23 protein-coding genes are annotated in these 22,677 nt (G+C 65.5%); 13 read left to right on the top strand and 10 right to left on the bottom strand.

The window, feature by feature from the left end; genetic code table 11:
• Positions 1-19: 19 nt before the first annotated feature.
• From ACQR1L_RS28215 to ACQR1L_RS28190, 6 genes are all read left to right on the top strand, one after another.
• Positions 20-1,417 carry an NAD(P)(+) transhydrogenase (Re/Si-specific) subunit beta gene (locus tag ACQR1L_RS28215; protein ID WP_434861187.1) on the top strand — a complete coding sequence of 466 codons (1,398 nt, stop codon included), beginning with the start codon at positions 20-22 and terminating at the stop codon, positions 1,415-1,417.
• A 6-nt stretch (positions 1,418-1,423) separates the two neighbouring features.
• Complete coding sequence (locus ACQR1L_RS28210) at positions 1,424-2,236, top strand: alpha/beta hydrolase (protein WP_434861186.1); 813 nt, start codon at positions 1,424-1,426, stop codon at positions 2,234-2,236.
• 97 nt (positions 2,237-2,333) lie between these two features.
• Positions 2,334-3,671, top strand: coding sequence for a sodium:proton antiporter (locus ACQR1L_RS28205; protein WP_434861198.1), 1,338 nt, complete (start codon positions 2,334-2,336; stop codon positions 3,669-3,671).
• Positions 3,672-3,735: 64 nt separating this feature from the next.
• Entirely contained in the window at positions 3,736-4,833 is a 1,098-nt protein-coding gene (locus ACQR1L_RS28200; protein ID WP_434861185.1) for a calcium:proton antiporter, read from the top strand.
• Positions 4,834-4,850: 17 nt separating this feature from the next.
• Entirely contained in the window at positions 4,851-5,135 is a 285-nt protein-coding gene (locus tag ACQR1L_RS28195; RefSeq protein ID WP_434861184.1) for a cupin domain-containing protein, read from the top strand.
• Positions 5,136-5,374: 239 nt separating this feature from the next.
• On the top strand, positions 5,375-6,277 hold the full coding sequence (locus ACQR1L_RS28190; protein ID WP_434861183.1) for a hypothetical protein: 903 nt from the start codon (positions 5,375-5,377) through the stop codon (positions 6,275-6,277).
• A 225-nt stretch (positions 6,278-6,502) separates the two neighbouring features.
• On the opposite strand, the gene rpsU is transcribed toward ACQR1L_RS28190, so the two are convergent.
• The 3 genes from rpsU to purE all read right to left on the bottom strand — a co-directional run bounded on the left by rpsU (position 6,503) and on the right by purE (position 8,560).
• Positions 6,503-6,799, bottom strand: coding sequence for a 30S ribosomal protein S21 (rpsU, locus tag ACQR1L_RS28185; RefSeq protein WP_434861182.1), 297 nt, complete (start codon positions 6,797-6,799; stop codon positions 6,503-6,505).
• A 166-nt stretch (positions 6,800-6,965) separates the two neighbouring features.
• A complete protein-coding gene (locus tag ACQR1L_RS28180) occupies positions 6,966-8,075 on the bottom strand; it encodes a 5-(carboxyamino)imidazole ribonucleotide synthase (RefSeq protein WP_434861181.1) in 1,110 nt (369 codons plus the stop codon).
• Complete coding sequence (gene purE, locus ACQR1L_RS28175; protein WP_434861180.1) at positions 8,072-8,560, bottom strand: 5-(carboxyamino)imidazole ribonucleotide mutase; 489 nt, start codon at positions 8,558-8,560, stop codon at positions 8,072-8,074. The genes ACQR1L_RS28180 and purE overlap by 4 nt, the downstream gene beginning before the upstream one ends.
• Positions 8,561-8,709: 149 nt before the next feature.
• On the opposite strand from purE, the gene ACQR1L_RS28170 reads away from it, so the two are divergent.
• Positions 8,710-9,381, top strand: a complete 672-nt coding sequence (locus ACQR1L_RS28170) for a GGDEF domain-containing protein (RefSeq protein WP_434861179.1) — start codon at positions 8,710-8,712, stop codon at positions 9,379-9,381.
• 150 nt (positions 9,382-9,531) lie between these two features.
• Here ACQR1L_RS28170 and ACQR1L_RS28165 read toward each other — a convergent pair whose 3' ends face one another.
• From ACQR1L_RS28165 to ACQR1L_RS28155, 3 genes are all read right to left on the bottom strand, one after another.
• Positions 9,532-9,783, bottom strand: a complete 252-nt coding sequence (locus ACQR1L_RS28165) for a hypothetical protein (RefSeq protein ID WP_434861178.1) — start codon at positions 9,781-9,783, stop codon at positions 9,532-9,534.
• Positions 9,784-9,854: 71 nt separating this feature from the next.
• Positions 9,855-10,064: a hypothetical protein gene (locus tag ACQR1L_RS28160; RefSeq protein WP_434861177.1), complete on the bottom strand. Its 210-nt coding sequence runs from the start codon at positions 10,062-10,064 to the stop codon at positions 9,855-9,857.
• Positions 10,065-10,203: 139 nt separating this feature from the next.
• Positions 10,204-10,410 (bottom strand): YdcH family protein, encoded by a 207-nt coding sequence (locus tag ACQR1L_RS28155; RefSeq protein WP_434861176.1) that lies wholly within the window; start codon positions 10,408-10,410, stop codon positions 10,204-10,206.
• 290 nt (positions 10,411-10,700) lie between these two features.
• On the opposite strand from ACQR1L_RS28155, the gene ACQR1L_RS28150 reads away from it, so the two are divergent.
• Positions 10,701-10,886 (top strand): YdcH family protein, encoded by a 186-nt coding sequence (locus tag ACQR1L_RS28150; protein WP_434861175.1) that lies wholly within the window; start codon positions 10,701-10,703, stop codon positions 10,884-10,886.
• A 163-nt stretch (positions 10,887-11,049) separates the two neighbouring features.
• Here the strand turns inward: ACQR1L_RS28150 and ACQR1L_RS28145 are convergent, their stop codons facing one another.
• A complete protein-coding gene (locus ACQR1L_RS28145) occupies positions 11,050-12,153 on the bottom strand; it encodes an NAD(P)/FAD-dependent oxidoreductase (protein ID WP_434861174.1) in 1,104 nt (367 codons plus the stop codon).
• Positions 12,154-12,364: 211 nt separating this feature from the next.
• Here ACQR1L_RS28145 and ACQR1L_RS28140 point away from each other — a divergent pair, with 211 nt between their 5' ends.
• The 5 genes from ACQR1L_RS28140 (at position 12,365) to ACQR1L_RS28120 (ending at position 19,813) form a co-directional block, all read left to right on the top strand.
• On the top strand, positions 12,365-15,061 hold the full coding sequence (locus ACQR1L_RS28140; RefSeq protein WP_434861173.1) for a sensor domain-containing protein: 2,697 nt from the start codon (positions 12,365-12,367) through the stop codon (positions 15,059-15,061).
• Positions 15,062-15,192: 131 nt separating this feature from the next.
• Complete coding sequence (locus ACQR1L_RS28135) at positions 15,193-16,740, top strand: glycerol-3-phosphate dehydrogenase (RefSeq protein ID WP_434861172.1); 1,548 nt, start codon at positions 15,193-15,195, stop codon at positions 16,738-16,740.
• 50 nt (positions 16,741-16,790) lie between these two features.
• On the top strand, positions 16,791-17,963 hold the full coding sequence (locus ACQR1L_RS28130; protein ID WP_434861171.1) for an ABC transporter ATP-binding protein: 1,173 nt from the start codon (positions 16,791-16,793) through the stop codon (positions 17,961-17,963).
• The gene (locus tag ACQR1L_RS28125; protein ID WP_434861170.1) at positions 17,960-18,874 is read left to right on the top strand and encodes an ABC transporter permease; all 915 of its coding nucleotides are present in this window, start codon (positions 17,960-17,962) and stop codon (positions 18,872-18,874) included. Before ACQR1L_RS28130 ends, ACQR1L_RS28125 begins: the two co-directional genes overlap by 4 nt.
• Before the next feature lie 126 nt (positions 18,875-19,000).
• Entirely contained in the window at positions 19,001-19,813 is an 813-nt protein-coding gene (locus ACQR1L_RS28120) for an ABC transporter permease (RefSeq protein WP_434861169.1), read from the top strand.
• Between the two features lie 100 nt (positions 19,814-19,913).
• On the opposite strand, the gene ACQR1L_RS28115 is transcribed toward ACQR1L_RS28120, so the two are convergent.
• The 3 genes from ACQR1L_RS28115 to ACQR1L_RS28105 are packed head-to-tail and all read right to left on the bottom strand — an operon-like array spanning position 19,914 to position 22,631.
• Entirely contained in the window at positions 19,914-20,900 is a 987-nt protein-coding gene (locus tag ACQR1L_RS28115) for an alpha/beta hydrolase family protein (protein WP_434861168.1), read from the bottom strand.
• A 7-nt stretch (positions 20,901-20,907) separates the two neighbouring features.
• Positions 20,908-21,759 (bottom strand): carbohydrate ABC transporter permease, encoded by an 852-nt coding sequence (locus tag ACQR1L_RS28110; RefSeq protein WP_009030131.1) that lies wholly within the window; start codon positions 21,757-21,759, stop codon positions 20,908-20,910.
• Positions 21,756-22,631: a carbohydrate ABC transporter permease gene (locus tag ACQR1L_RS28105; protein ID WP_434861167.1), complete on the bottom strand. Its 876-nt coding sequence runs from the start codon at positions 22,629-22,631 to the stop codon at positions 21,756-21,758. The genes ACQR1L_RS28110 and ACQR1L_RS28105 overlap by 4 nt, the downstream gene beginning before the upstream one ends.
• Between the last annotated feature and the right edge of the window lie 46 nt (positions 22,632-22,677).

Genomic DNA, 22,677 nt, shown 5'->3' with positions numbered 1-22,677 from the left:
GCACAACGGGGCATCTGCAATGAACGCCAATCTGTCGGCACTCCTCTATCTCGTGGCGGGTGTGCTGTTCATCCTGTCGCTGCGCGGGCTGTCGAGCCCGGCCACCAGCCGCCAGGGCAATCTGTTCGGCATGATCGGCATGGGGATCGCGGTCCTCACGACGCTGGCCAGCCATCCGCCGGCCGATGCTGTCGCCTGGATCCTGGTGATCCTCGGCGTCGCGATCGGTGGCGGCATCGGCGCGGTCATCGCGCGCCGTGTGCCGATGACGGCGATGCCAGAGCTCGTCGCGGCTTTCCACTCGCTGGTCGGCATGGCCGCCGTGCTGGTCGCCGCAGGCGCGTTCTTCGCGCCGGAAGCCTTCGACATCGGCACGCCCGGCAACATTCATCCGCAGAGCCTGGTCGAGATGTCGCTCGGCGTCGCCATCGGCGCGCTGACCTTCACCGGCTCCGTGATCGCGTTCCTGAAGTTGTCCGCGCGGATGAGCGGCGCCCCGATCATCCTGCCGGCACGCCACCTCATCAACATCGGCCTCGCCGTCGCGCTCGTGTTCTTCGTCGTGCGCCTGGTGCTGACCGGCGGCGGCTTCGACTTCCTGATGGTCACGATCCTGGCGCTGGCGCTCGGCGTGCTGATGATCATCCCGATCGGCGGCGCCGACATGCCGGTCGTGATCTCGATGCTGAACTCGTATTCGGGCTGGGCGGCCGCGGGTATCGGCTTCACGCTCGGCAACTCCGCGCTGATCATCACCGGCGCGCTGGTCGGTTCGTCAGGCGCGATCCTGTCCTACATCATGTGCCACGCGATGAACCGCTCCTTCATCTCGGTCATCCTCGGCGGCTTCGGCGGCGAAACCGCCGCGGCTGGCGGCGCGACGGGCGAGCAGAAGCCGGCCAAGCTCGGCTCGGCCGACGACGCCGCCTTCATCATGAAGAACGCCTCCAAGGTCATCATTGTGCCCGGCTACGGCATGGCGGTTGCGCAGGCGCAGCACGCGCTGCGCGAGCTGGCCGACACCTTGAAGAAGGAAGGCGTTGAGGTGAAGTACGCCATTCATCCGGTCGCGGGCCGCATGCCCGGCCACATGAACGTGCTGCTTGCCGAGGCCAACGTCCCCTATGACGAGGTGTTCGAGCTCGAGGATATCAACTCCGAGTTCGCCCAGACCGACGTTGCCTTCGTCATTGGCGCCAACGACGTCACCAATCCGGCTGCCGAGGAAGACAAGTCCTCGCCGATCTACGGCATGCCCGTGCTGCAGGTCTGGAAGGCGGGCACCGTGATGTTCATCAAGCGCTCGCTCGCCTCCGGCTACGCCGGTATCGACAATCCGCTGTTCTACCGCGACAACACGATGATGCTGCTCGGCGACGCCAAGAAGATGACCGAGAACATCGTCAAGGGCATGTAGCGCGCCTTGTCAGGAGCCATCACCGGTTTGAAATGGCTCCTGATCCTCCTGGTGGCGATCTACGCCACCGTGCTCGCGGTGTTGTTCGTGCGCCAGCGCGCGATGCTGTTTCCGATCCCGCCGGTCGGCCGCACCGCGCCTGCCGATGCTGGTTTTCCCCAGGCCGAAGAACACGTGCTGACCTCCGCCGACGGCGAGAAGGTCATCGTCTGGCACGTGCCTGCGAAGCCCGGCCGCAAGGCCGTGCTCTATTTCCCCGGCAATGGCGATTTCCTCGCCGGCGTGGTCTCGCGCTTCAAGGCGCTGACGGCCGATGGCACGGGCCTCGTTGCCTTGTCCTATCGCGGCTATGCGGGCTCGACCGGCAGTCCGAGCGAGCAGGGTCTGCTTCAGGATGCCGCATCCGCCTATGCTTTCACGCGCGAGCGCTACGAGGCAAAACGAATTGTCGTCTGGGGTTTCTCGCTGGGCAGCGGCGTGGCCACGGCGATCGCCGCGGAGCATCCGATCGAGAAGCTCGTTCTCGAAGCGCCATATACGTCCACCGTCGATGTCGCGTCCGAGATGCTGAAAGTGGTTCCGGTCAGTCTGCTGATGCTCGACCGTTTCCACTCCGATCAGCGCATCGCCAAGGTCCACGTGCCGCTCCTGATCATGCACGGCGCCAGGGATCCGGGCATTTCGATCCGCTTCGGGGAACGATTGTTCGCGCTTGCGCATGACCCCAAGCGGTTCGTACGGTTTCCTGATGGCGGCCATAACGATTTGGATCTTTTTGGTGCGACAGAAACGGCAAAAGGCTTCATCGACAGCCCCTAGCTTTCTCCGCGTGAGCAGGCCTGTGCCGCTCCTCGTCATGCTGCTCTGTGCAGTTCTGCCGGTCGATGCGCATGCCGCCGGGTTGAACGGTGCCGCCATGACGTGGCCATTCGCGCTGCCCTTCGCGGGCTTGCTGCTGTCGATCGCGCTCGGTCCGCTGCTGTTCGCCAAGTTCTGGCATCACCATTACGGCAAGGTCGCCGCGGCATGGGCGCTGACGACCTTGGCGGCCCTGACCTGGCAGGCCGGCCTCGGCGCGGCATTCGCGTCGTTCGTCCACGCCATCCTCGCCGAGTATCTCAGCTTCATCGTGCTGCTGTTCACGCTCTATACCGTCGCAGGCGGCATCCTGGTGACCGGCGACATCAGGGGCACGCCGACCACCAATACGGCCATCCTGGCGCTCGGCACGATCATCGCGAGCTTGGTCGGAACCACCGGCGCCGCGATGATCCTGGTGCGTCCTCTGATCCGCGCCAATCTGGGCCGGCCGCACAATGTGCATGTGCTGGTGTTCTTCATCATCCTCGCGGCCAATGTCGGCGGTGCACTGAGCCCGCTCGGCGATCCGCCGCTGTTCGTCGGCTTCCTGCGCGGCGTCGACTTCTTCTGGACAATGCGCAACATCTGGCTGCAGACCGCGATCGTCGCCGGCCTGCTGCTCGTGATCTTTGCCGCCATCGACATCTGGCGTTTCCGCTCGGAGAAGCCGGTCGCGGACGCATCAGGAAAGAAGGAGCCGGTGCGCGTTCGCGGGCTCGTCAACATCGTTCTGATCGGCGCCATCGTCGTCAACACGCTGGTCTCGGCGAGCTGGAAGCCGGGCATCTCGTTCGACATCGTCGGCACGCATATCGAGTTGCAGAACCTGGTTCGCGACGCGATCCTGGTGGGGATCGCCGGCCTCTCGCTTTGGCTCACGCCGGACGAGCATCGCGAGGCCAACGGTTTCAACTGGGAGCCGATCCGCGAGGTCGCCAAACTGTTCGCGGCGATCTTCACGGCCATCGTTCCCGTCATCGCCATGCTGAACGCCGGCCATGAGGGGGCTTTCGGATGGCTCCTGAACGCGGTGACCACGCCGTCAGGCGCGCCGCGCGAGGTCGCCTATTTCTGGTTCACCGGGCTGATGTCGGCCTTCCTCGACAATGCTCCGACCTACCTGCTGTTCTTCGAGCTCGCCGGCGGCGATCCCAAGGTGCTGATGGGCGAGCTCTCCGGCACGCTGGCTGCCATTTCGATGGGCGCGGTCTACATGGGCGCGCTGACCTACATCGGCAACGCGCCGAATTTCATGGTCGCGGCGATCGCCAACGAGCGCGGCATCAAGATGCCGAGCTTCTTCGGCTACATGCTGTTTGCGGCCGCCGTCCTGATTCCGCTGTTCGTGTTGTTGACATTGCTGCCGATTCATCCGCTGCTCAGCGCGCACTGACCCGCTCGATGCCGTCGATGACCCGACGATCCGGCGGGCGGGTGCGCAAGCGACGGAGGACGTCATGAGCGTCAAGGGCGCAACACCCGCATCATCGGTGATCTTTCCAGGCCTGGCGGTGGCGCTGGTCGCGGGCGTGACCCTGGCGCATTACGACTTCACGCCCTCGGCGGCGGGTCTGGTGTTCGCGGCCGCGCTGCTCGTCATCCTGTTCGGGACGGTGTTCGCGGCCGTGCATCACGCCGAGGTCATCGCGCATGAGATCGGCGAGCCGTTCGGCACGCTGCTGCTGACGCTCGCGGTCACCGTGATCGAGGTGGCGCTGATCGCGACCATCATGCTCGGCGACAAGGCCGCGCCGGCACTGGCGCGCGACACCGTCTTTGCCGTCGTCATGATCGTCTGCAACGGCCTGGTCGGCGTCTGCGTGTTCATCGGCAGCCTGCGCTATCGCGAGCAGGACGTGCTCGTCTCCGGCGCCAACCTCTATCTCAGCGTCCTGTTCACGATGGCGACCATCACGCTGGTGCTGCCGAATTATACGCTGACCGCGCCCGGCCCGGTGTATTCCGCAGCGCAGCTCGCCTTCGTCAGCGTGGTCACGATCCTGCTCTATGCGATGTTCCTGTACACGCAGACCACGCGCCACCGGGACTATTTCGTCGGCGGCTCGACCGGCTTCAGCGATGACGATGTTCGGCTGCCGCGGTCGAAGCTGATGGTCAGCATCGGGTTGCTGCTGGTGGCGCTGCTCGCGGTCGTGCTGCTCGCCAAGAAATTCTCGCTGGTGGTCGATGCCGGGGTGGCCGCGACCGGCGCGCCACCGGCCGTTGCCGGTGTCCTGGTGGCGCTGCTGATCCTGCTGCCGGAGAGCGTGGCGGCGATCTCGGCTGCGCGCGCCAACGATCTGCAGAAGAGCATCAACCTGGCGCTGGGGTCCTCGCTCGCGACGATCGGCCTGACCATCCCGGCCGTGGCAGTCGCGGCCTATGCGCTCGACAAGCAGCTCGTGCTCGGACTGGACGCGCAGGGGATGGTGCTGCTGGTGCTGACCTTCGTCTTGAGCATGCTGACATTCGGCACTGGACGGACCAACATCCTGTTCGGGCTGGTGCATGTGGTGGTGTTCGCGATATTCCTCTTTCTCCTCTTCGTGCCCTGATTCAGAGAAACACCCGCATGCTCAGCGCCCAGTCCGATGTCCAGGTCGATACGCCCGAAGTCCGCGTCACGGAGTGGCGGCTCGCGCCGGGAAGCGCGACGGGACGCCATGTCCATGGAATGGATTACGTGATCGTTCCTGTCACGGCCGGCGAGATGACGATCGTGGCGCCCTCGGGCGAGCGTTCGAAGGCGCAGCTTGCGGTGGGCAAGTCCTACTTCCGCAAGGCCGGTGTGGAACACGACGTGCTGAACGAGACCAGCTCCGAGATCGTTTTCCTCGAAGTTGAATTGAAGCCGTAACCATTTGTTTACCGGGATGCCGCTGATTGTGGTACCGTAAACCGGCGATCCGGAAGGCTGTGGCTGTCCCAGCGTGGTCTCGGATTGCCGCACGGCTCTGGTCTCAAAGGTTTTCGGGGAAACGACTTTTCGGCGCGTGCCGCCCGCTGTGACGGCGTTAGGCGTGGGCCGAGAGGTATGGGAATGGTCCCTTAATTGTGCCTCAAAGTTCCCGCAAATACCGCGCGGGAGTGGTCAGCATGCTGAAATATCTCACAAAGTTCGCATTGGAGATCATCCCGTCGGTGGTTGCCACCATCATCGGGGCCTACATCGTCAACCACTACATCAACACCAAGCCCGACGCGCCGCCTTCGACCGTGGCGGCCGTGGCGTCGGCCGCCTATGCCAAGCTGACCGGCTCCAAGCCTGATGCCCACAAGGGCGAGGTTCCCAAATCCGTAGAGAAGTCGGCTGATGGCGCCAAGCCCGATGCCAAGCCGGCCGAGACCTCGGCCGCGCTGTCCAACGCTCCCGTGCCGGGGATCAAGGCGAAGGGCGTGTCGGAGAAGTCGCTGGCCGACAAGGCCGCCGAGAAGGCGGTCGAGGTGAAGCCGACGGAGACCGCGAGCCTCCCGACCGAAACGCCGGCTGCCCGCCACCCGACCTCGCCGCGCGAAAAGCTGATTGCGCGGGGGACGCCGGCCGAGACGCCTGCTGCCCAGCCCGAGGAGCGTCGTGATGCGGCTGACCTCGCTCGCGCTGCGATCGAGCGGCTGCGTGCGAGCGAGGGCGCCGGAAAGGGATCGGCGGACAAGGCGACGGCAGAGAAGCCGTCGAGCGATATCGCCCGCGAGACGCCGCGCGTCGTGACGGCCGCGCCGCAGGTGTCGCCGGTGCGTCCGCTGCCGCCGCCGGTGACGGTGTCTGCGCCGCCGGCCGAGCAGGGCTTCGCCATGCCGTCGGCCTCCAACCCGGCCTATACGGGATCGGTGCAGCCGGACGGCCGGCTGACGCCGCCGGCGGAGATTCCCGCGCAGCAACTGCGTCCGCTCGATTTGCGTGCGGAGAAGGATCCGTCGATCAAGGATCAGATGTCCAACGTGGCGCAGGACATGATGTCAGCCGCCAAGTCGGTGTTCCACTCGGTGCTGCCGAAGTAGTCGGCCGGATCGATCCGCGAACTGATCCGTGAAGCGGTAGACCTGCCGGTCTGCCGCTCTTTCTTTTGTGGCCAGCAGGCGTTGCGGGAGGCGTGGCGACGATATGGGATGCGCGACCGCACCTGCCTTCCAGCGCGGCCGGGGCATTGTGGCAAAAACAAAAACGCGAGCCCATTGGCCCGCGCTTTCACATCAGCAGATCGCTTGAAGAGGTGGTCTGGCGGCTCAGCGCGCAGCCGGACGGGGGCCAGCGCCCGGACCACGCGCGCCACGGTCACCACCGGGGCCAGCGCCGAACACCGGCTTCGGCTTCATCGGCAGCAGGCCTTCGCGCTGCAGCTTCTTGCGGGCCAGCTTGCGCGCGCGGCGCACGGCTTCGGCCTTCTCGCGGGCTTTCTTCTCAGAGGGCTTCTCGTAATGGCCGCGGAGCTTCATCTCGCGGAAAATGCCCTCGCGCTGCATCTTCTTCTTCAGCGCCTTGAGGGCTTGATCGACATTGTTATCGCGAACGAGAACCTGCACGCGGCATCCTCTTTCTCAGTCTATCGGTTTGAAATCTGGTGAAGCCAGGGCTGGCAAATGGCCGCGCCCTTAACCTTGAGCGCGCCCATGTATCAGAGGAGTCCACCGCTGTCCACCCGGTGGCGGGCTCATGACGGCAAGTTTAATGCCGCGGGTCAGGTTTATTTCAGCTCTGCCGTGGCGGAAGCGGCAAGACCTGGGTGACGTGGCCCATCTTGCGGCCCGGGCGGGCGGCGCCCTTGCCGTAAAGGTGAACGGTCGCGCCGGGAACGGTCAGCCATTGCTCGTAGGTGTCGATCTCGTCCCCGATCAGGTTGGTCATGATGACCTGGCCGTGGCGGAGCGGCTTGCCCAGCGGCCAGCCGGCGATCGCCCGGATATGCTGCTCGAACTGCGAGATCGAGGCGCCATCGAGGGTCCAGTGACCGGAATTATGCACCCGCGGGGCGATCTCGTTGACCAGCACGCCGGGATGGGGTCCGCTGGTCACGACGAACATCTCGACGGCGAGCACGCCGACATAATCGAGCGCGGTGGCGATCCGGCTGGCGATGTCGCGGGCCTCGTCGGCGAGCGCGTCGGGAATCCGCGCCGGGGCGCGCGAGACCTTCAGAATATGGTCGCGGTGCTCGTTCTCGGTGACGTCGAAACACTCCACCTGGCCGTCCGCCGCGCGGGCCGCCACCACGGAAATTTCGCGCTCGAACGGCACGAAGGCCTCCAGGATCGCCGATTTGGTGCCGAGTTCGGCCCAGATCCGCTCGAAATCGTCGCCCTGGCGGACCTTGACCTGGCCCTTGCCGTCGTAGCCGAACCGGCGGGTCTTCAGCACCGCCGGCAGGCCGAGCCGGAACGCGGCCTCGCGCAGGGTCGCGACCGACGATACGTCGGCATAATTGGCGGTCCGGATGCCGAGCGAGGTGACGAAATCCTTTTCGGTCAGGCGGTCCTGCGTGGTCTCCAAAGCCGAGCGGCTCGGCAGCACCGGCCGCCGCGCCGCGAGCACCATGGCCGCAGCGGAGGGCACATTCTCGAATTCATAGGTCACGACGTCGACGTCGTTGGCGAACAGCTCCAGCGCCTCGACGTCGGCATATTCGGCGCAGGTCGCGTTCAGCACGACATCGAACGCCGGCGAGTCCGGATCGGGCGAGAACACCTGGCAGCGCAGCCCGAGCCGGGCCGCGGCGAGCGCCAGCATGCGGCCGAGCTGGCCGCCGCCGAGAATTCCGATGGTGTCGCCGGGCTTGAGCTTCACCCGAGGGGAGTCGGTCACGCCGCGCCCTCCGGACGTTCGGCGATCGCATCGGTCTGGGCCTGACGCCAAGCGGCGAGGCGGCTGGCCAGCGCCGGGTCCGACAGCGCCAGCACGCTCGCGGCGAGCAGGGCCGCGTTGATGGCGCCGGCCTTGCCGATGGCGAGCGTTCCGACGGGAATGCCGGCCGGCATCTGGACGATGGAATACAGCGAATCGACCCCCGACAGCGCCTTGGACTCGACGGGGACGCCGAACACCGGCAGCTCCGTCAGCGAGGCCGTCATGCCCGGCAGGTGGGCGGCCCCGCCCGCGCCGGCGATCACCACCTTGGTGCCGGCCGCCTTGGCGCCCTTGGCGAAGGCGTACAGCCGGTCCGGGGTGCGGTGCGCCGAAACGATGCGGGCGTCATAGCTCACGCCGAGCGCACCGAGTGTATCGGCGGCATGGCGCATGGTATCCCAGTCCGACTGGCTTCCCATGATGATGGCGATCGGGGCGGTCATGACCTCAATTCTTCTCGGGAATCCATCAGCATGGGCCGGAGTATAGGATCGGTCCCGACAGCGGCAAGCCATGGCATGGAGGTCCGGATGGACTATCCTGACTTGGTAAAGGCCGGCAAGCCCCAAACGACGGCGCGGCAAGGTGTCGAATGAAAAAGAAGCGCATGACGACCGCGGGACGAGCGGGGAAACGGGGAACCCGCTACCGCCGCAGGAGCGCGCGCGCTGCAAGGCCGCTGGAGAGAGGGGCCGGCCCGGCCGGTACGCGGCAGACGATCCGGCGGCTCAAGGCCGAACTCGCGGCGGCCCAGGAGAGGATCAGCGAGCTCACGATCCTGTCCGAGCGTGACGTCCTGCTCGACATCTTCAACCGGCGAGGCTTCGCCCGCGAGCTCCATCGCTCGATCGCGTTCATCAAGCGTTACGACGCCACCGGCGCGCTCATCGTGCTCGATGTCGACCGTCTGAAGCCGATCAACGACGCGTTTGGTCATGCCGCCGGTGACGAGGTGCTCAAGGCCGTCGCCCGGGTTCTCAGCCAGCAGGTTCGCGCGTCCGACGTCATCGGGCGGCTCGGCGGCGACGAGTTCGGCGTGCTGATGTGGCACCTCAGCGAGACTGATGCGCGCGCCAAGGCCGCCGCGCTGGAGGCGGCGATCGACAACCTGACCGTCGCGTTCGGCGATCAGACCGTGCGCGCCGGCGCCTCAGCCGGAGTTGCGCTGCTGGACAAGCGGGTCAATCCCGTGCGGGCGCTCGAGGAGGCCGATCGCGCGATGTACATCCGCAAGGCGCAGCGCCGGCACGAGGTGTTTCAGTGACCTGACCTGATCGCTCGTTCGAAGCCTATCGAACGGCCTCGCTGGCTTCACAACGTCTGAGCCTCGGAGGCAAGCATTCGACCATCGGGCAGATCAGTAACAGGTCAGTACAAAGTCCCGCTGCCCGTTCTCCCCCGGCGTTCGTACCGACTACAACTCGCCGAGATCGTCAGGCAGGTCGCCAAATCTGTGCAACAGTTGGGCATCGCTGAACTCGCCCATCAAGGGATCGCCGCTGCGGCTGAAAGCGAGGGCGCCGATATTGTCCGGCAGGCGTGACATCGCCTCGGCGCGCCGGAGGGCCGCCGCCGAACTCCGACACTCCTCGGCCGTTCCCGCGACCAGCGCCCCGGATTCATCGCGTCTGAACGGCATCGCGACGTAGTAGGTGACATCAGGCATTGCATGCTCCTTCGGGTCGGCAGAGAGCAGGGCAAACGCGGCGGTGATCTTTTGGAGATTGAGGGGATTGCTCAGGCTGCGCTGCTCTGCGCGTCCGATGCCGTGTTCGGCATGCAGCCGCAGGAGATCGTGGCGCGCAGTTCCTGCAGCTCCAGCTCGAGATATTCATTCGCCATGATCAGCGCCTTGATGGTGGAGCGCAGATTGCCGTCGCACATCGCGATCGCTTGATCGCAGGCTTGTTCGTAAAGGCGATCACCGGAAGCGGGAGAAGCGGGCATTGGACCATCCTCTTTGTTCGGCCAGCGCGCTGGCTGGATGGTCGAATGTTCTCTCTTTGTTCTTATTCTGTCAATATGCCGCGCGGCGAACTCACAGCCGCCCCCCGTGAAAAGATCGGTCAGCCAGGCTGGCCCATTCTCACGCAATGATGTCGGGCGTGATCTGGTCTTCGATGAACGCGATCCGGTCGCGCAACTGCAGCTTCCGCTTCTTCAGCCGTTGCAGACGCAACAGATCGGGCGCGGGCGAATGATGCAAAGCATCGATCGCCGCGTCGAGGTCGCGGTGCTCCTGCTGCAGGCGTGCGAGTTCGGCCTGCAGTTCGCGCTCGTCTTGGTCAGCCATGATCTATGATAGCAAAAAAGCGGAAGGAAGTGGGAAGCCCCGGGGCGAGGAGCGCGAATATTGCGCTTGCGAAGCCCAGGCGCAAGCCGCTGATGCCATGAAGTCTGCGGCTGTCCCGTGAATTTCAGGTTGGCGTCGGCCCGAGATTCGTCCGGATCTTCTCACGCTTCATTACGTACGGCGGTCAAATCTCCATGTGCGGTCTTTTGGCCCCATCGACAGGTCAAGCGACTTGTGTACACTCAATGGCCCTGGTCGAATCTCAGGTTCACCTACCAAGGAGGTTTCGAATGGCCCTTCAGGCGCATCTCGTTGAACTGGAGCGTAAGCATAAAGTTCTTGAAAACGAATTGCATGAAGCTCTCCTTCACCCATCGACAGACGATCTGCGCATTGCCGAACTGAAGCGACGCAAACTAATGGTGAAGGATGAGATCGAGCGCTTGAGACAGGTGACGACCGAAACGCTTCACTGAGTTGTGACTACGACCGACTGAGTTTGCTACATCAAGGTCATTCGCGCTGGGATGGTGATGACTCCATCCCAGTCGCTGATGGAGATCCGTCCGAAGGATCTTCGACCGTCCGCCTGCTCGGCGACCGGTTAACGCGATCTTCATACCCGGATCCTGCGCCTCGTCAGCTCGTGATGAGTTCGCCCACATGAGCGGCGATCGCGAGCGATGAGGTCAGGCCCGGTGATTCGATTCCGAACAAATTGATCAATCCATCGACGCCGTGATCGCGCGGCCCCTGGATCACGAAGTCCTGCGATGCGATCGCCGGCGGAACGATCTTCGGCCGGATTCCCGAATAGCTCGGCATCAGGGCGCCGTCCGGCAGTGCCGGCCAGTACCTTCGGATCGCCGGATAGAAACGGTCGGCGCGCGCGGGATCGACGGTGTAGTCGATCCTATCGACCCACTCCACATCAGGTCCGAAGCGCGCCTGTCCGGCCATGTCGAGCGTGAGATGGACACCGAGCCCGCCCGGCTCCGGCACCGGATAGATCAGCCGCGTGAACGGCGCCTTGGCGCTGCAGCTGAAGTAGTTGCCTTTGGCGAGATAGGCCGTCGGCACGTGTGACGGCGGCATGCCCTCGATCCGCCGCGCTACGGCGGGAGCGTCGAGGCCGGCCGCGTTGATCAGAAGCCGGCAGGCGAGCGTCATCGGCTGCTCGCCTCCGGCCTCGATCTCGATGACGCCGCCCGCGGCCCTGGCGCGCAGCAGCGGGGTATGGAACGCCAGCGCGCCGCCGGCATCCTCGATCTCGCCGCGCAGCGACAGCATGTAGGCGTGACTGTCGAGAATGCCGGTCGAGGGGGACAGCAGCGCCGCCTCGCAGGCCAGCGCCGGCTCCAGGGCCTGCGCTTCGGACGTGGTCAGCAGCCGCATGCCCTCGACGCCGTTGGCTTCGGCATGCGCGCGGATGCCCTGCAGCTTCTCGGTCTCGGCCGCGCTGGTCGCGACGATCAGCTTGCCGCAATTGCGGTAGGGAACGCCATGCTCGTCGCAATAGCGGTAGAGCATGCGTTTGCCGCTGACGCAGAACCGCGCCATCAGGCTGCCGGCCTTGTAATAGATGCCGGCATGGATCACTTCGCTGTTGCGAGATGAGGTCACGGTGCCGATGTCCTCGGCGGCCTCGAGAACGATCACCTCACGGCCTGTCCCGGCCAACTGGCGGGCGATCGCAAGTCCTACGACACCAGCACCGACGACGACGCAGTCAACCTTTTCCATACGCCTTCCTGAAACAATCCCGAGAGCTCATGATCCCCTGCAATCGCTGGTGGGCGAAATTCGCCGCTAGGCATGCCACTGCTTAGCAAACCATTCATCATAGAAGGTCATCGCCAGAATTTGCTTCGTGTTTTTCGAAGTTTGTGGAAACCGTTTACCCGATCCCAACCGGTCGAGCCAGAGAATGCCATCCGAATACCGCGGGTGATTGATGGCTGGCAAGAATTGGCAGGCGAGCGACCGAGGCGCGTTTACGGCGCGTGTCGTTGCGGCCTCGATGGCCGTCACGGCGGCGGCGTCGACGTGCGCCTCGGCGGCATCGCCCGGTTTTCTTCCGTCCGGCTATATCGGCAGCGTCGAACCCGAGGTGCTCTGGGAGGTGCTGATCGCAGGCGTCGTCGTCTGCGCCTTCCTCGCGTCCATCGTGATCTGGGTCCATTCCGCGCTGCGGCGGACCAAACGGACGCAGCTACGGCGCAACGCCTTCGTCAGCTCCGCGCTGAACAATCTGAGCCAGGGGCTGATACTCGTCGACTCGGCCAATCGCGTCGTGTTCTACAATCATCGCTTCCTCGAGATCTGGGGTCTGAGCCGGGCGGACATTCCGCCGGGCTGCACCGGCCGGGAACTGGTCGAACTGCGGCGGGCGCGCGGCCTGCTCAATTTGACTGCCGAAGAATTTGCGCGCCAGGCCAACGAGCCGGGCGGATGTTTGACCGAGCTTCCGGATGGACGGGCCATTCGCGTCACGATCTTCCAACTCCCAACCGGAGGATCGATCGGCATTCACGAGGACTGCACCGCCCAGCGCCGGCTCGAAGGTGAGCTCGCCTCGACCAAGCAGTTCCTGGAATCGGTGCTGAACCATGTTCCGGTCTGCGTCGCGGCCAGGGACTTGCAAAACGGCCGCTACGTGTTCGCCAACCGGGCCTTCGAGGAGTTTTCACGCATTCCGCGCGAACGCATCGTCGGCAGCCGGCCCGCCGAGTTGTTCTCGGCCGAGACTGCGGCCAATATCGAAGCCGCGGATCAGGCCGCCATGCGCATGCCCGGATCGTGCTACCGCAACGAGCTGGTGGTGCACCGGAAGGGACAGCAGCGCATCCTGGACTCCAACCGTGTGCTCGCCACCAACGACAAGGGCGAGCCGCAATTCCTCATCTCGGTGTTCGAGGACGCGACCGAGCGGCGCTCGCTTGGGCTCGAGCTCGAGAACACCAAGAAGTTCCTGGAGCTCATCGTCGACAACATCCCGGTTTCGCTGATCGTCGAGAGCGTCGAAGATGGCCGCTATCTGCTCGCCAACCGCAGCGCCGAGATCATCCTCAACCGCAAGCGCGAGGACGCGACCGGCCTCACCGCCACCGACATCTTCAATCCGCGCGAGGCGCGGCTGATCATCGCGCGCGACGAGGCCGCCATCAAGAAGCGCACGCTCCTGACCGAGGAGCACCCGATCTCGACCAAGGACGGGCTGCGGCTGTTCCTGACCCGGCGGGTGACGGTGCTCGGCGATGCCGGTGAGCCGCAATATCTGATCAAGACCTATGAGGACGTCACTGACCGGCGCCAGACCGAATCGCGGATGGCGCACATGGCCTATCATGACGGCCTCACCGATCTGCCGAACCGCGCCGCCTTCCTGCAGGCGCTGAGCCAGATGATCGAGGCCTGCCGGGACACTGACGAGGAATTCGCCGTCCTGAACGTCGACCTGAAGGCCCTGAAGGACGTCAACGACGTCTTCGGACACGCCGTCGGCGACAAGCTCCTGATCGAGGTCGCGCGGCGCGTTCAAGCTGTCGCCCGCGGCGGCGTCGTCGCGCGCCTGTCGGGCGACGAGTTCGGATTGATCATCGACGGCAAGCAGCCGGAGGCGGGCAGGGCGCTCGCCGAACAATTGGCTGCGGCCATCGCGGTGGACTTCCATATCGACGGCAAGTCCATCCGCACCGCGCTGACCACCGGCATCTCGGTGTTCCCGCACAACGGGCACGAGCCGGCCTCGCTGCTCGCCAATGCCGGCGCGGCCCTGTTCCGCGCCAAGGCCAAGGCCCGCGGCAGCATCACCTTCTACGAGGCGGAGATGGACCAGCAGATTCGCGATCGCCGCGTTCTGCACCAGGAGCTGTCGGTCGCGATCAAGAATGGCGAGCTGTCGCTGTACTTCCAGCCGCAGGCCAGTTCGGGGCGCACCGTCGATGCCAGCGAGATCATTGGCTTCGAGGCGCTGGCGCGCTGGCAGCACCCGGTCCGCGGTTTCGTGCCGCCGAGCGACTTCATTCCGCTCGCAGAGGAAAGCGGCATGATTGTCGAGATGGGCGAGTGGATCCTGCGCGAAGCCTGCCGCGAGGCGGCGTCCTGGCCGAAGCCGCTGCAGGTCGCCGTCAACCTGTCGCCGGCCCAGTTCGTCCATGGCGATCTGGTGGCGCTGGTGCATTCGATCCTGCTCGAGACCGGGCTGTCGCCCGGCCGGCTCGAACTCGAGATCACCGAGGGCGTCCTGATCGAGGATTTCGATCGCGGCGTCTCGCTGCTGCGCCGGCTGAAGGCGCTCGGCGTCCGCGTGTCGATGGACGATTTCGGCAGCGGCTATTCTTCGCTGAGCTATCTGCAGGCGTTCCCGTTCGACAAGATCAAGATCGATCGCGCCTTCGTCATGAATCTCGGCCGCAACCCGCAATCGGCGGCGATCATTCGTGCGGTCATCGGCCTCGGTCACGGCATGAACATGTCGATCGTGGCCGAAGGCGTCGAGACGCCGGAGCAGCTCGGCTTCCTCGCCGAACAGGGCTGCGACTCCGTCCAGGGCTATCTGCTCGGCAAGCCCTTGCCGATCGACAAGTATGACGGCGTGGTGGGCCGCGCTTCCGACGACATCGTTACGACCGTGCGCAAGACGGGCTGACCGTAGGATTGCGGTCAGAGGCCGGCACGCAACAGCATCGATTTATCAGCTGATCCGTCGCGCCGGACACTACGAGAATCACAAACGCAGGTTTACGATCGCACGTCCTGACACGCTCGAAGACGTTGCGTATGGCGGACTACGATCTTGCGATCATTGGTGGAGGCCTGAACGGCGTCAGTCTGGCGCGCGATGCGGCTGGCCGCGGCTTGCGCGTGCTCCTGGTGGAGCAGGGGGATCTCGGCGGCGCGGCGTCCTCGGCGACGTCCCGCCTCGTCCACGGAGATCTCGCAGCCCTGGAGCGCCGCAACCTCTGGCGCGTGCGCGCGACGCTCGCGGAGCGGGCCGCCTGGCTCGGGATCGCGCCGCATCTGGTTCGCCCGGTTCGCTTTGCCATTCCTGCGCACGCGAATGAGCGTCCGTCCTGGCAGCTGCGCGCCGGGCTCTGGCTCTACGACCGGCTCGGCCCGGGACGACGGTTGCCGGCGGCGCAGGCGCTCGACGTCACCCACCATCCGATCGGCGACGCCCTGAAACGTCCGTTCGGCACGGCCTTCGAATACTCCGACTGCGTCGTCGATGATTCGCGGCTTGTCGTGTTGACCGCGCTGGATGCTGCCGAGCGCGGAGCCGCGATCCGAACCGGCGCCCGCTGCATCCGGGCCGATCGCGATCGCATCTGGCGGCTCGCGATCATCGATCGCGGCCATCGCCGCATCGTCACCGCCTCCGCTCTGGCGAACGCCACCGGCGCCTGGAGCGTCTCGACCGCAGAGACCGTGCTGCGTCAGCCGCCGCCGCGTGTCACGGCGCGGCAAGTGAGCCAGATCGTCGTGCCCCGGCTGTTCGACGTCGACGCGGTCTACGTGTTTCAGAATTCGGACGGACGGCTGATCTTCGCCCAGCCCTATGACCGCGAGCACACTTTGATCGGCTCGGTGGCGCACGGCTTCAAGGGGGATCCGGCTGTCGTGTCCATGCCGGCGGCCGATGTGGCCTATCTGTGCAAGGCGGCGAACCGCTATTTCCGTTCGGACATCCAGCCCGTGGATGTGGTGAGGACCGTCTCCGGCGCCAACGCGACGTTGCTCCGTGACGCCGGCGCAGAGACACTCGAGTCCGTCGTGAGCCTGCATGCCAGCCGCCGTCTGGCGCCGCTGCTGACGATGTGCGGTGGTGACGTGACGACCGCGCGGCGCCGTGCCGAGCAGGCGGTCTCCAGCCTGGCGAAATTCTATGAGTTGCGGCCGCGCTGGACCGCGCGGGCTCCGCTGCCGGGCGGCGATTTCGGCTGGGAGCGGTTCGAGGACCTCGTCGATGACGCCCGCGATCGCTGGCGCTTCCTTGGCGAGGCCGAGGCCCGGCGGCTGGTCGGCGCCTACGGCACCCGGCTGGCGCAGATCCTCGGTGACGCCCGCGAGCGCGCCGATCTGGGCCAGACGTTCGGGTCCGAGCTGACCGAGGCTGAAGTCCGCTACCTCATGACCAGGGAATGGGCGCGGTTTCCCGAAGATGTGCTGTGGCGGCGGACCAAGCTCGGTCTGACCATGGCCGCAGCCGATCGCGACGCTCTGGCCGCGTTCATGGCCACGGCCTCCTGCCAGAACGCAGCCCGGCTTGGCGAAGCGGGCGGGGATAGTCCGGCCCGTAAGGTTGAGCTGCAGTCGATCGGCGGCTAGCTTGCGCTGCGCCGCGCCATTATGAGCCGGCAGGGTGACTAGACCGGATCATGGCTGACGACATCGCGATTCCCGAACCTGCCGCCGAGCCGGCGGCCACGCCCCCGCCGGAACCCCGTCCTGATCCCCAGCCGCCGATCCTGCGGATCGAGAACGTCGTCAAGGCCTTCGGCAGCTTCCGCGCCGTCGACGGCGTCTCGCTCGACATACGCGCCGGCGAGTTCTTCGCGCTCCTCGGGCCCAGCGGCTGCGGCAAGACCACGCTGTTGCGCATGCTGGCCGGGTTTGAGACACCGGACGAGGGCCGCATCCTGCTGTCCGGCGAGGACATCGCGCCCGTGCTGCCGCATGAGCGGCCGGTCAACATGATGTTCCAGAACTACGCGCTGTTCCCGCATCTCAACGTCCGCGACAACATCGCCTTCGGCCTCAAGCGCGCCGGCATGCCGCGCGCCGAGATCGCCACGCGTGTGGCCGAGATGGTGGCGCTGGTCCGGCTCGAGGGGCTGGAGAAGCGCAAGCCCGATCAGCTCTCGGGCGGCCAGAAGCAGCGCGTGGCGCTGGCCCGCTCGCTGGCGCGCCGGCCGAAGGTGCTGCTGCTCGACGAGCCGATGGCGGCTCTCGACAAGAAGCTCCGCGAGAGCACGCAGTTCGAATTGATGGAGCTGCAGCGCCGGCTCGGCATGACCTTCATCATCGTCACCCACGACCAGGAGGAGGCGATGACGGTGGCGACCCGGATCGGCGTGATGAACGCCGGCAGGCTCGAACAGGTCGCGGTGCCGCGCCGCCTCTACGAGGAGCCGGCCACGCGCTGGGTCGCGGAGTTCGTCGGCGATATCAATCTGTTCGAGGGCGAGGTGACGGCGCGGGAGCCGCTGCGGCTGCGGGTGGCGACACAGACTGCGGGCGAGATCATCGCAGCCCAGCCGGTGAGCCCGATCAGCGAGAGCAAGGTCGCGGTCGCGATCCGGCCCGAGAAAGTCCGGCTGGCGCTCCGCCGCCCGGCTGCCGACGCCGCGGGCATCAATTGCGTGCAAGGGGCGATTTCCGATGCGAGCTATCTCGGCGGCAAGACCGTCTACAAGATCAAGCTGGACGGCGGCGCCGTGTTGCACGCCGCGCAGGCCAACACGGCACGGCTCGATGCCGACGGCTATGGCCTGAACCAGCGCGTCGTCGCCTGGTTCACGCCCGACGATTGCGTGGTGCTGGAGCGATGAGCGCGCGCCGCATCTTCTCGCGTCCGGCGCGCTTCGCGGCGATCGCGCCCTACGTCTGGATGGTGCTGTTCTTTGTGGTGCCGTTCCTCTTCGTTCTCAAGATCAGCCTGTCGCAGACCGCGATCGCGCAGCCGCCTTATACGCCTGTGTTCTCGCTGGCCGAGGGCTGGTCGTCGCTGCGCGAGGGCTTCGCGGCGCTGTCGCTCGACAATTTCCGCCTGCTGCTCTCCGACGATCTCTATCTCGCATCCTATCTGCGCAGCGTCGTGGTCGCGCTGACCTCGACGGCGATCCTGCTGCTGATCGGCTATCCCATCGCCTATGGCATGGCGCGGCTGCCGAAGAGATGGCAGGGCATTGCGATGATGCTGGTCATCATCCCGTTCTGGACGTCGTTCCTGATCCGCATCTATGCCTGGGTCAACATCCTCCAGCATGACGGCCTGTTGAACCAGATCCTGCTCGCGCTGCATCTGGTGTCGACGCCAGTCGTGTGGCTGTCGACCGACAGCGCGATGTATGTCGGCATCGTCTACTCCTATCTGCCGTTCATGATCCTGCCGCTGTTCGCGACGCTCACCAAGCTGGAGCCGGCGCTGGAAGAGGCGGCCGCGGATCTCGGCGCGACGCCGCGCGAGACGTTCTGGCTGGTGACGTTTCCGCTGTCGCTGCCCGGCGTCGGCGCAGGCAGCCTGCTGTGCTTCATCCCGATCGTCGGCGAGTTCGTCATTCCCGACCTGCTCGCCGGCTCCAAGTCGCTGATGATCGGCCAGACGCTGTGGCTGGAGTTCTTCACCAACAAGGACTGGCCGGTCGCCTCCAGCATCGCCGTGGTGCTGCTGGCGGTGCTGCTGCTTCCGCTGCTGCTCTATGACCGCCTCCAGCGCCGGCAGTTGGAGGAGAGCCGATAATGGCTGGCACGCTCTTGACGCTTGCTCCGCTGCCCACCCTCCCCCTCCAGGGAAGGGTGGTCGACCGTCGAGGCGGCTCGTTCTCTTGCTCGACGCTGAGGGTTGCCAGGCAGGAGCTCATCGCTCATGCCTAAGCCTTCCCGCCTTTCCCGCTTCAACATCGCCTCGCTCTCGCTTGGGCTCGCCTTCCTGTATCTGCCGATCCTGATCCTGGTGATCTACTCGTTCAACGCCTCGCGGCTGGTGACGGTGTGGGGCGGCTGGTCGCTGCGCTGGTACTACGAGTTCTTCAACGACCGCGCCATGATCGATGCGGCCTGGATGAGCCTTCGCGTCGGTGCGACCTCCGCAACTGTTGCGACTGTGCTCGGCACGCTGGCCGCGGTGGCGCTGTCGCGCGGCCAGGCCTTTCGTGGTCGCATGCTGTTCTCCGGCATGCTGTATGCGCCGCTGGTCATGCCCGAAGTGATCACCGGCCTGTCGCTGCTGCTGCTGTTCGTCGCGCTGGATGCCGAGCGCGGCTTCTGGACGGTGACGATCGCGCACACCACGCTTACGATGTGCTTCGTCGCGGTCGTGGTGCAGTCGCGGCTGGTCTCGCTCGACCGCAGCCTGGAGGAGGCGGCGATGGATCTCGGCTGCGATCCGTTCCGGGCGTTTGCGATGGTGACCTTGCCGCTGATCGCGCCTGCGGTGGTCGCCGGCTGGATGCTGGCCTTCACCTTGTCGCTCGACGATCTCGTGATCGCGAGCTTCACCACGGGCCCGGGCTCGGCGACCCTGCCGATCCGCATCTATTCGGAGGTGCGGCTCGGGGTGAAGCCGGAGATCAACGCGATCTGCACGCTGGTAATCGGCTTGATTGCGGTGGTCATCGTGATCGCGTCACTCGCCTCGAAACTGTCGAGCGACCGGGGTGAGAGCGCTGCGCCACTCTAGCAGCCGTCATTGCGAGCAAAGCGAAGCAATCCAGGGCAGCGTAAGGACTCTGGATCGCTTCGCTTCGCTCGCAATGACGGAAAGGGTTGAGGCACCGTCTTCAAGCCATGAACAGCTCCAAGGCGGCCTCGATCACCTTGCGATGGACTGCACCGCGATCGACCGATGCCGGATCGACGCAACTGGCCGGATCGGAACTGCGGCCGAGCTCGGTGCTCTCCGGCAAGAACACGTAGTGGCCGGCATCGTCAGCGACGATGTCGAACGCGCTGAGCGGCAATCGCTCATGCAGCCAACGCGCCGACGGCAGCAGCGCATCGGCGCCGCCGACCATGATGTGTGTCGGCACGTCGATCGCGGCGACGCTGTCCTCGGAGAAGCCCTGCACCGACCGTCCCGGCGCCAGCAGCAGGGCCGCCTTGATGCGGGGATCGTGATAGGACGCCGACATGCGCGCCCAGGAGTCGCGGAAGATCTGGCTCGTCTCCATCAGCCGCGGCAGGTGGTCGACGAGGTCGGGAAACTCGCGCGGGCCGCGGCCGAGATTGGCGCCGGGCGCGAAGGGCGAGCGGATCATGATGGCGCCTAGCAGGGCGGTCGCGGTGACGCCGCCGAGCGAATAGCCGACGGCGAAGATGCGATCGGGATCGATGCGGCCTGCGAAGTCCGGATGAGCAGTGATGTGGTCGATCAGCAACGAGATGTCGCGCGGCCGCTCCCATGAGCACAGGAACGCCTCGGCCCGGTACGGTTCGGCATTGCTGTTGCCGTGATGATTGACCGCGACCGCGATGAAGCCGCGGCTCGCCAGCTCGCGCGCCAGCCATTCGACCTGCAGACCGTTGCAGCCGGTGCCGTGCGAGTAGGCCACCAGCGGATAGTGTCCGTTCCCGGCGAGTGGCTCATTCAAAGCAGCAGGTCCTGCCTTGAACCAGCCTTGCGGCCATGGCGCGACAGGCAGCGCTGCTTCGGTCGCGCCGTCCGCGGCCGGATACCACGCGAACCAGTCGATCGGGCGCGGCCCGTTGCCATCCCAGTTCGGCCGCAAGACATCGGCGACGCGGCCCTGGCGAAAACCGACCCGCATCACGCCGTCACGACTTCACGGCGCCGGCGGTGAGGCCGCCCACCATGTAGCGCTTGAAGGCGTAATAGACCGCGGCCGGCGGCAGCGCATAGATGAAGCCGGTAGTCATCAGCAGCTCCCACGGCGAGTCGTCGGCGGCCAGGAAGTTGCCGAGCGCCACGGGCAGGGTGATGGCCTTGTCGTTCGACAGCAGCAGGAAGGCGTAGAGATACTCGTTCCACGCCAGCAGCACCGCATAGGTGCCGATCGCGACCAGCGACGGCATCATCAGCGGCACGTACACCAGGCGGAAGATCTGCAGCGGGCTCGCGCCGTCCATCACGGCGGCTTCGTCCAGTTCGACCGGCAGCTTGTCGGACGCCTGTTTCAGCACCCAGATCGCGTAGGGAGAGGCGATCGTGACCATCGCCAGGATCAGAGACCAGTCGTTGTTGAGCAGGCCGTATTTGCCCATGGTGCGATACATCGGCACCGCGAGGAACGCGGCCGGGATGAAGTAGGTGAACAGCGCGAGGTTCATCACCACGCGGCTGCCCGGCACGCGCAGCCGCGAGATCGCGTAGGCCGCGCAGGTCGCGATGATCAAGGTCAGCGCGCCGACGGCGACCGCGATGATCACGGAATTGCCGAACTGGATCCAGAAGTCGCGCAGGAAGTAGTGCTGCTGGTGAAACACGATCGAGAAGTTATGCAAGGTCGGATGATCCGGCCACAGCTTGCCCGAGAACGCATCCTCCTTCGGGGAGATCGCGAACAGGAACATGTGATAGATCGGGATCATCGTCCAGATGAAGACGGGAATGCCGATCAGCAGCAGCCGGGCCTCGGTGCCGACTTCGCGCAGAGTAGGGAGCTTCATCGCGACAACCGCTTCATCATGAAATAGACCAGGGGGAGCACCAGCGGCATCGCGCAGACGATCGAGGCCATCGCGAGATTGAGCTGATCGAGCCGGAGATAGCGGATGCCGAGCGTCGACAGCACGTGGGTGAGATCGGCCGGGCCGCCGCCGGTCAGGAGATAGACGCTGTTGAAGTCGCCGAGCGTCCAGATCATCGAGAGCAGCGTGCAGGTGATGTAGAGCGTCTGCATCGACGGCCAGGTGATGTAGCGGAACTTCTGCATCCAGGTCGCGCCGTCGACCTCGGCGGCCTCGAACAGGTCCTGCGAGATCGCGAGCCGGCCGGTCATCAGGATCAAAGTCCAGAACGGCAGCGACTTCCAGATGTGCATGCCGATCGCCATGCCGAGCGCGATCGTCGGGTCGTTGAGCCAGTTCGGGCCGTCATCGCCGGTCAGGCTGAAGATCAGGTGGTTGACCATGCCCCATTCGGGATTGAGCATGAAGCGCACCGACAGGATGGTCGGAATCGACGGCACCGCCCAGGGCAGGATGAAGATCACCGAGAGCCATTTGATCCAGCCGCGCTGCTGGATGAAGAAGCCGGACAGGAACAGCGCGATCACCATCTTCAGATTGATGCCGACCAAGAGGAAGATCAGCGTGTTGACGGCGGCGCGCGCGAAGATCGGGTCGTTGTACAGCGCGACATAGCTCGCGGGATCGCGCGCCAGCCACAGGCCGTAGCCGACGGGATAGACGACGAAGGCGAGGAACACGAGGATATAAGGCGCGAGCATCACGATGCCCCAGATCTGGGGCGGCGTCAGCCGCGCCGGGCGCGGGGCCTCCGCGAGCGCGGAGTCGGAAGCTGAAAGCGTGATCGCCATGGTGGTCTCTTCTGGTCGTCTCTTCCCGCCGATAACCAAACCGGCC

The organism is Bradyrhizobium sp. HKCCYLR20261 (assembly GCF_051168435.1).
GTDB lineage: Bacteria > Pseudomonadota > Alphaproteobacteria > Rhizobiales > Xanthobacteraceae > Bradyrhizobium.
Note: the sequence above shows the minus strand (reverse complement) of the source record. Positions and strands in the feature narration are given on the sequence as shown.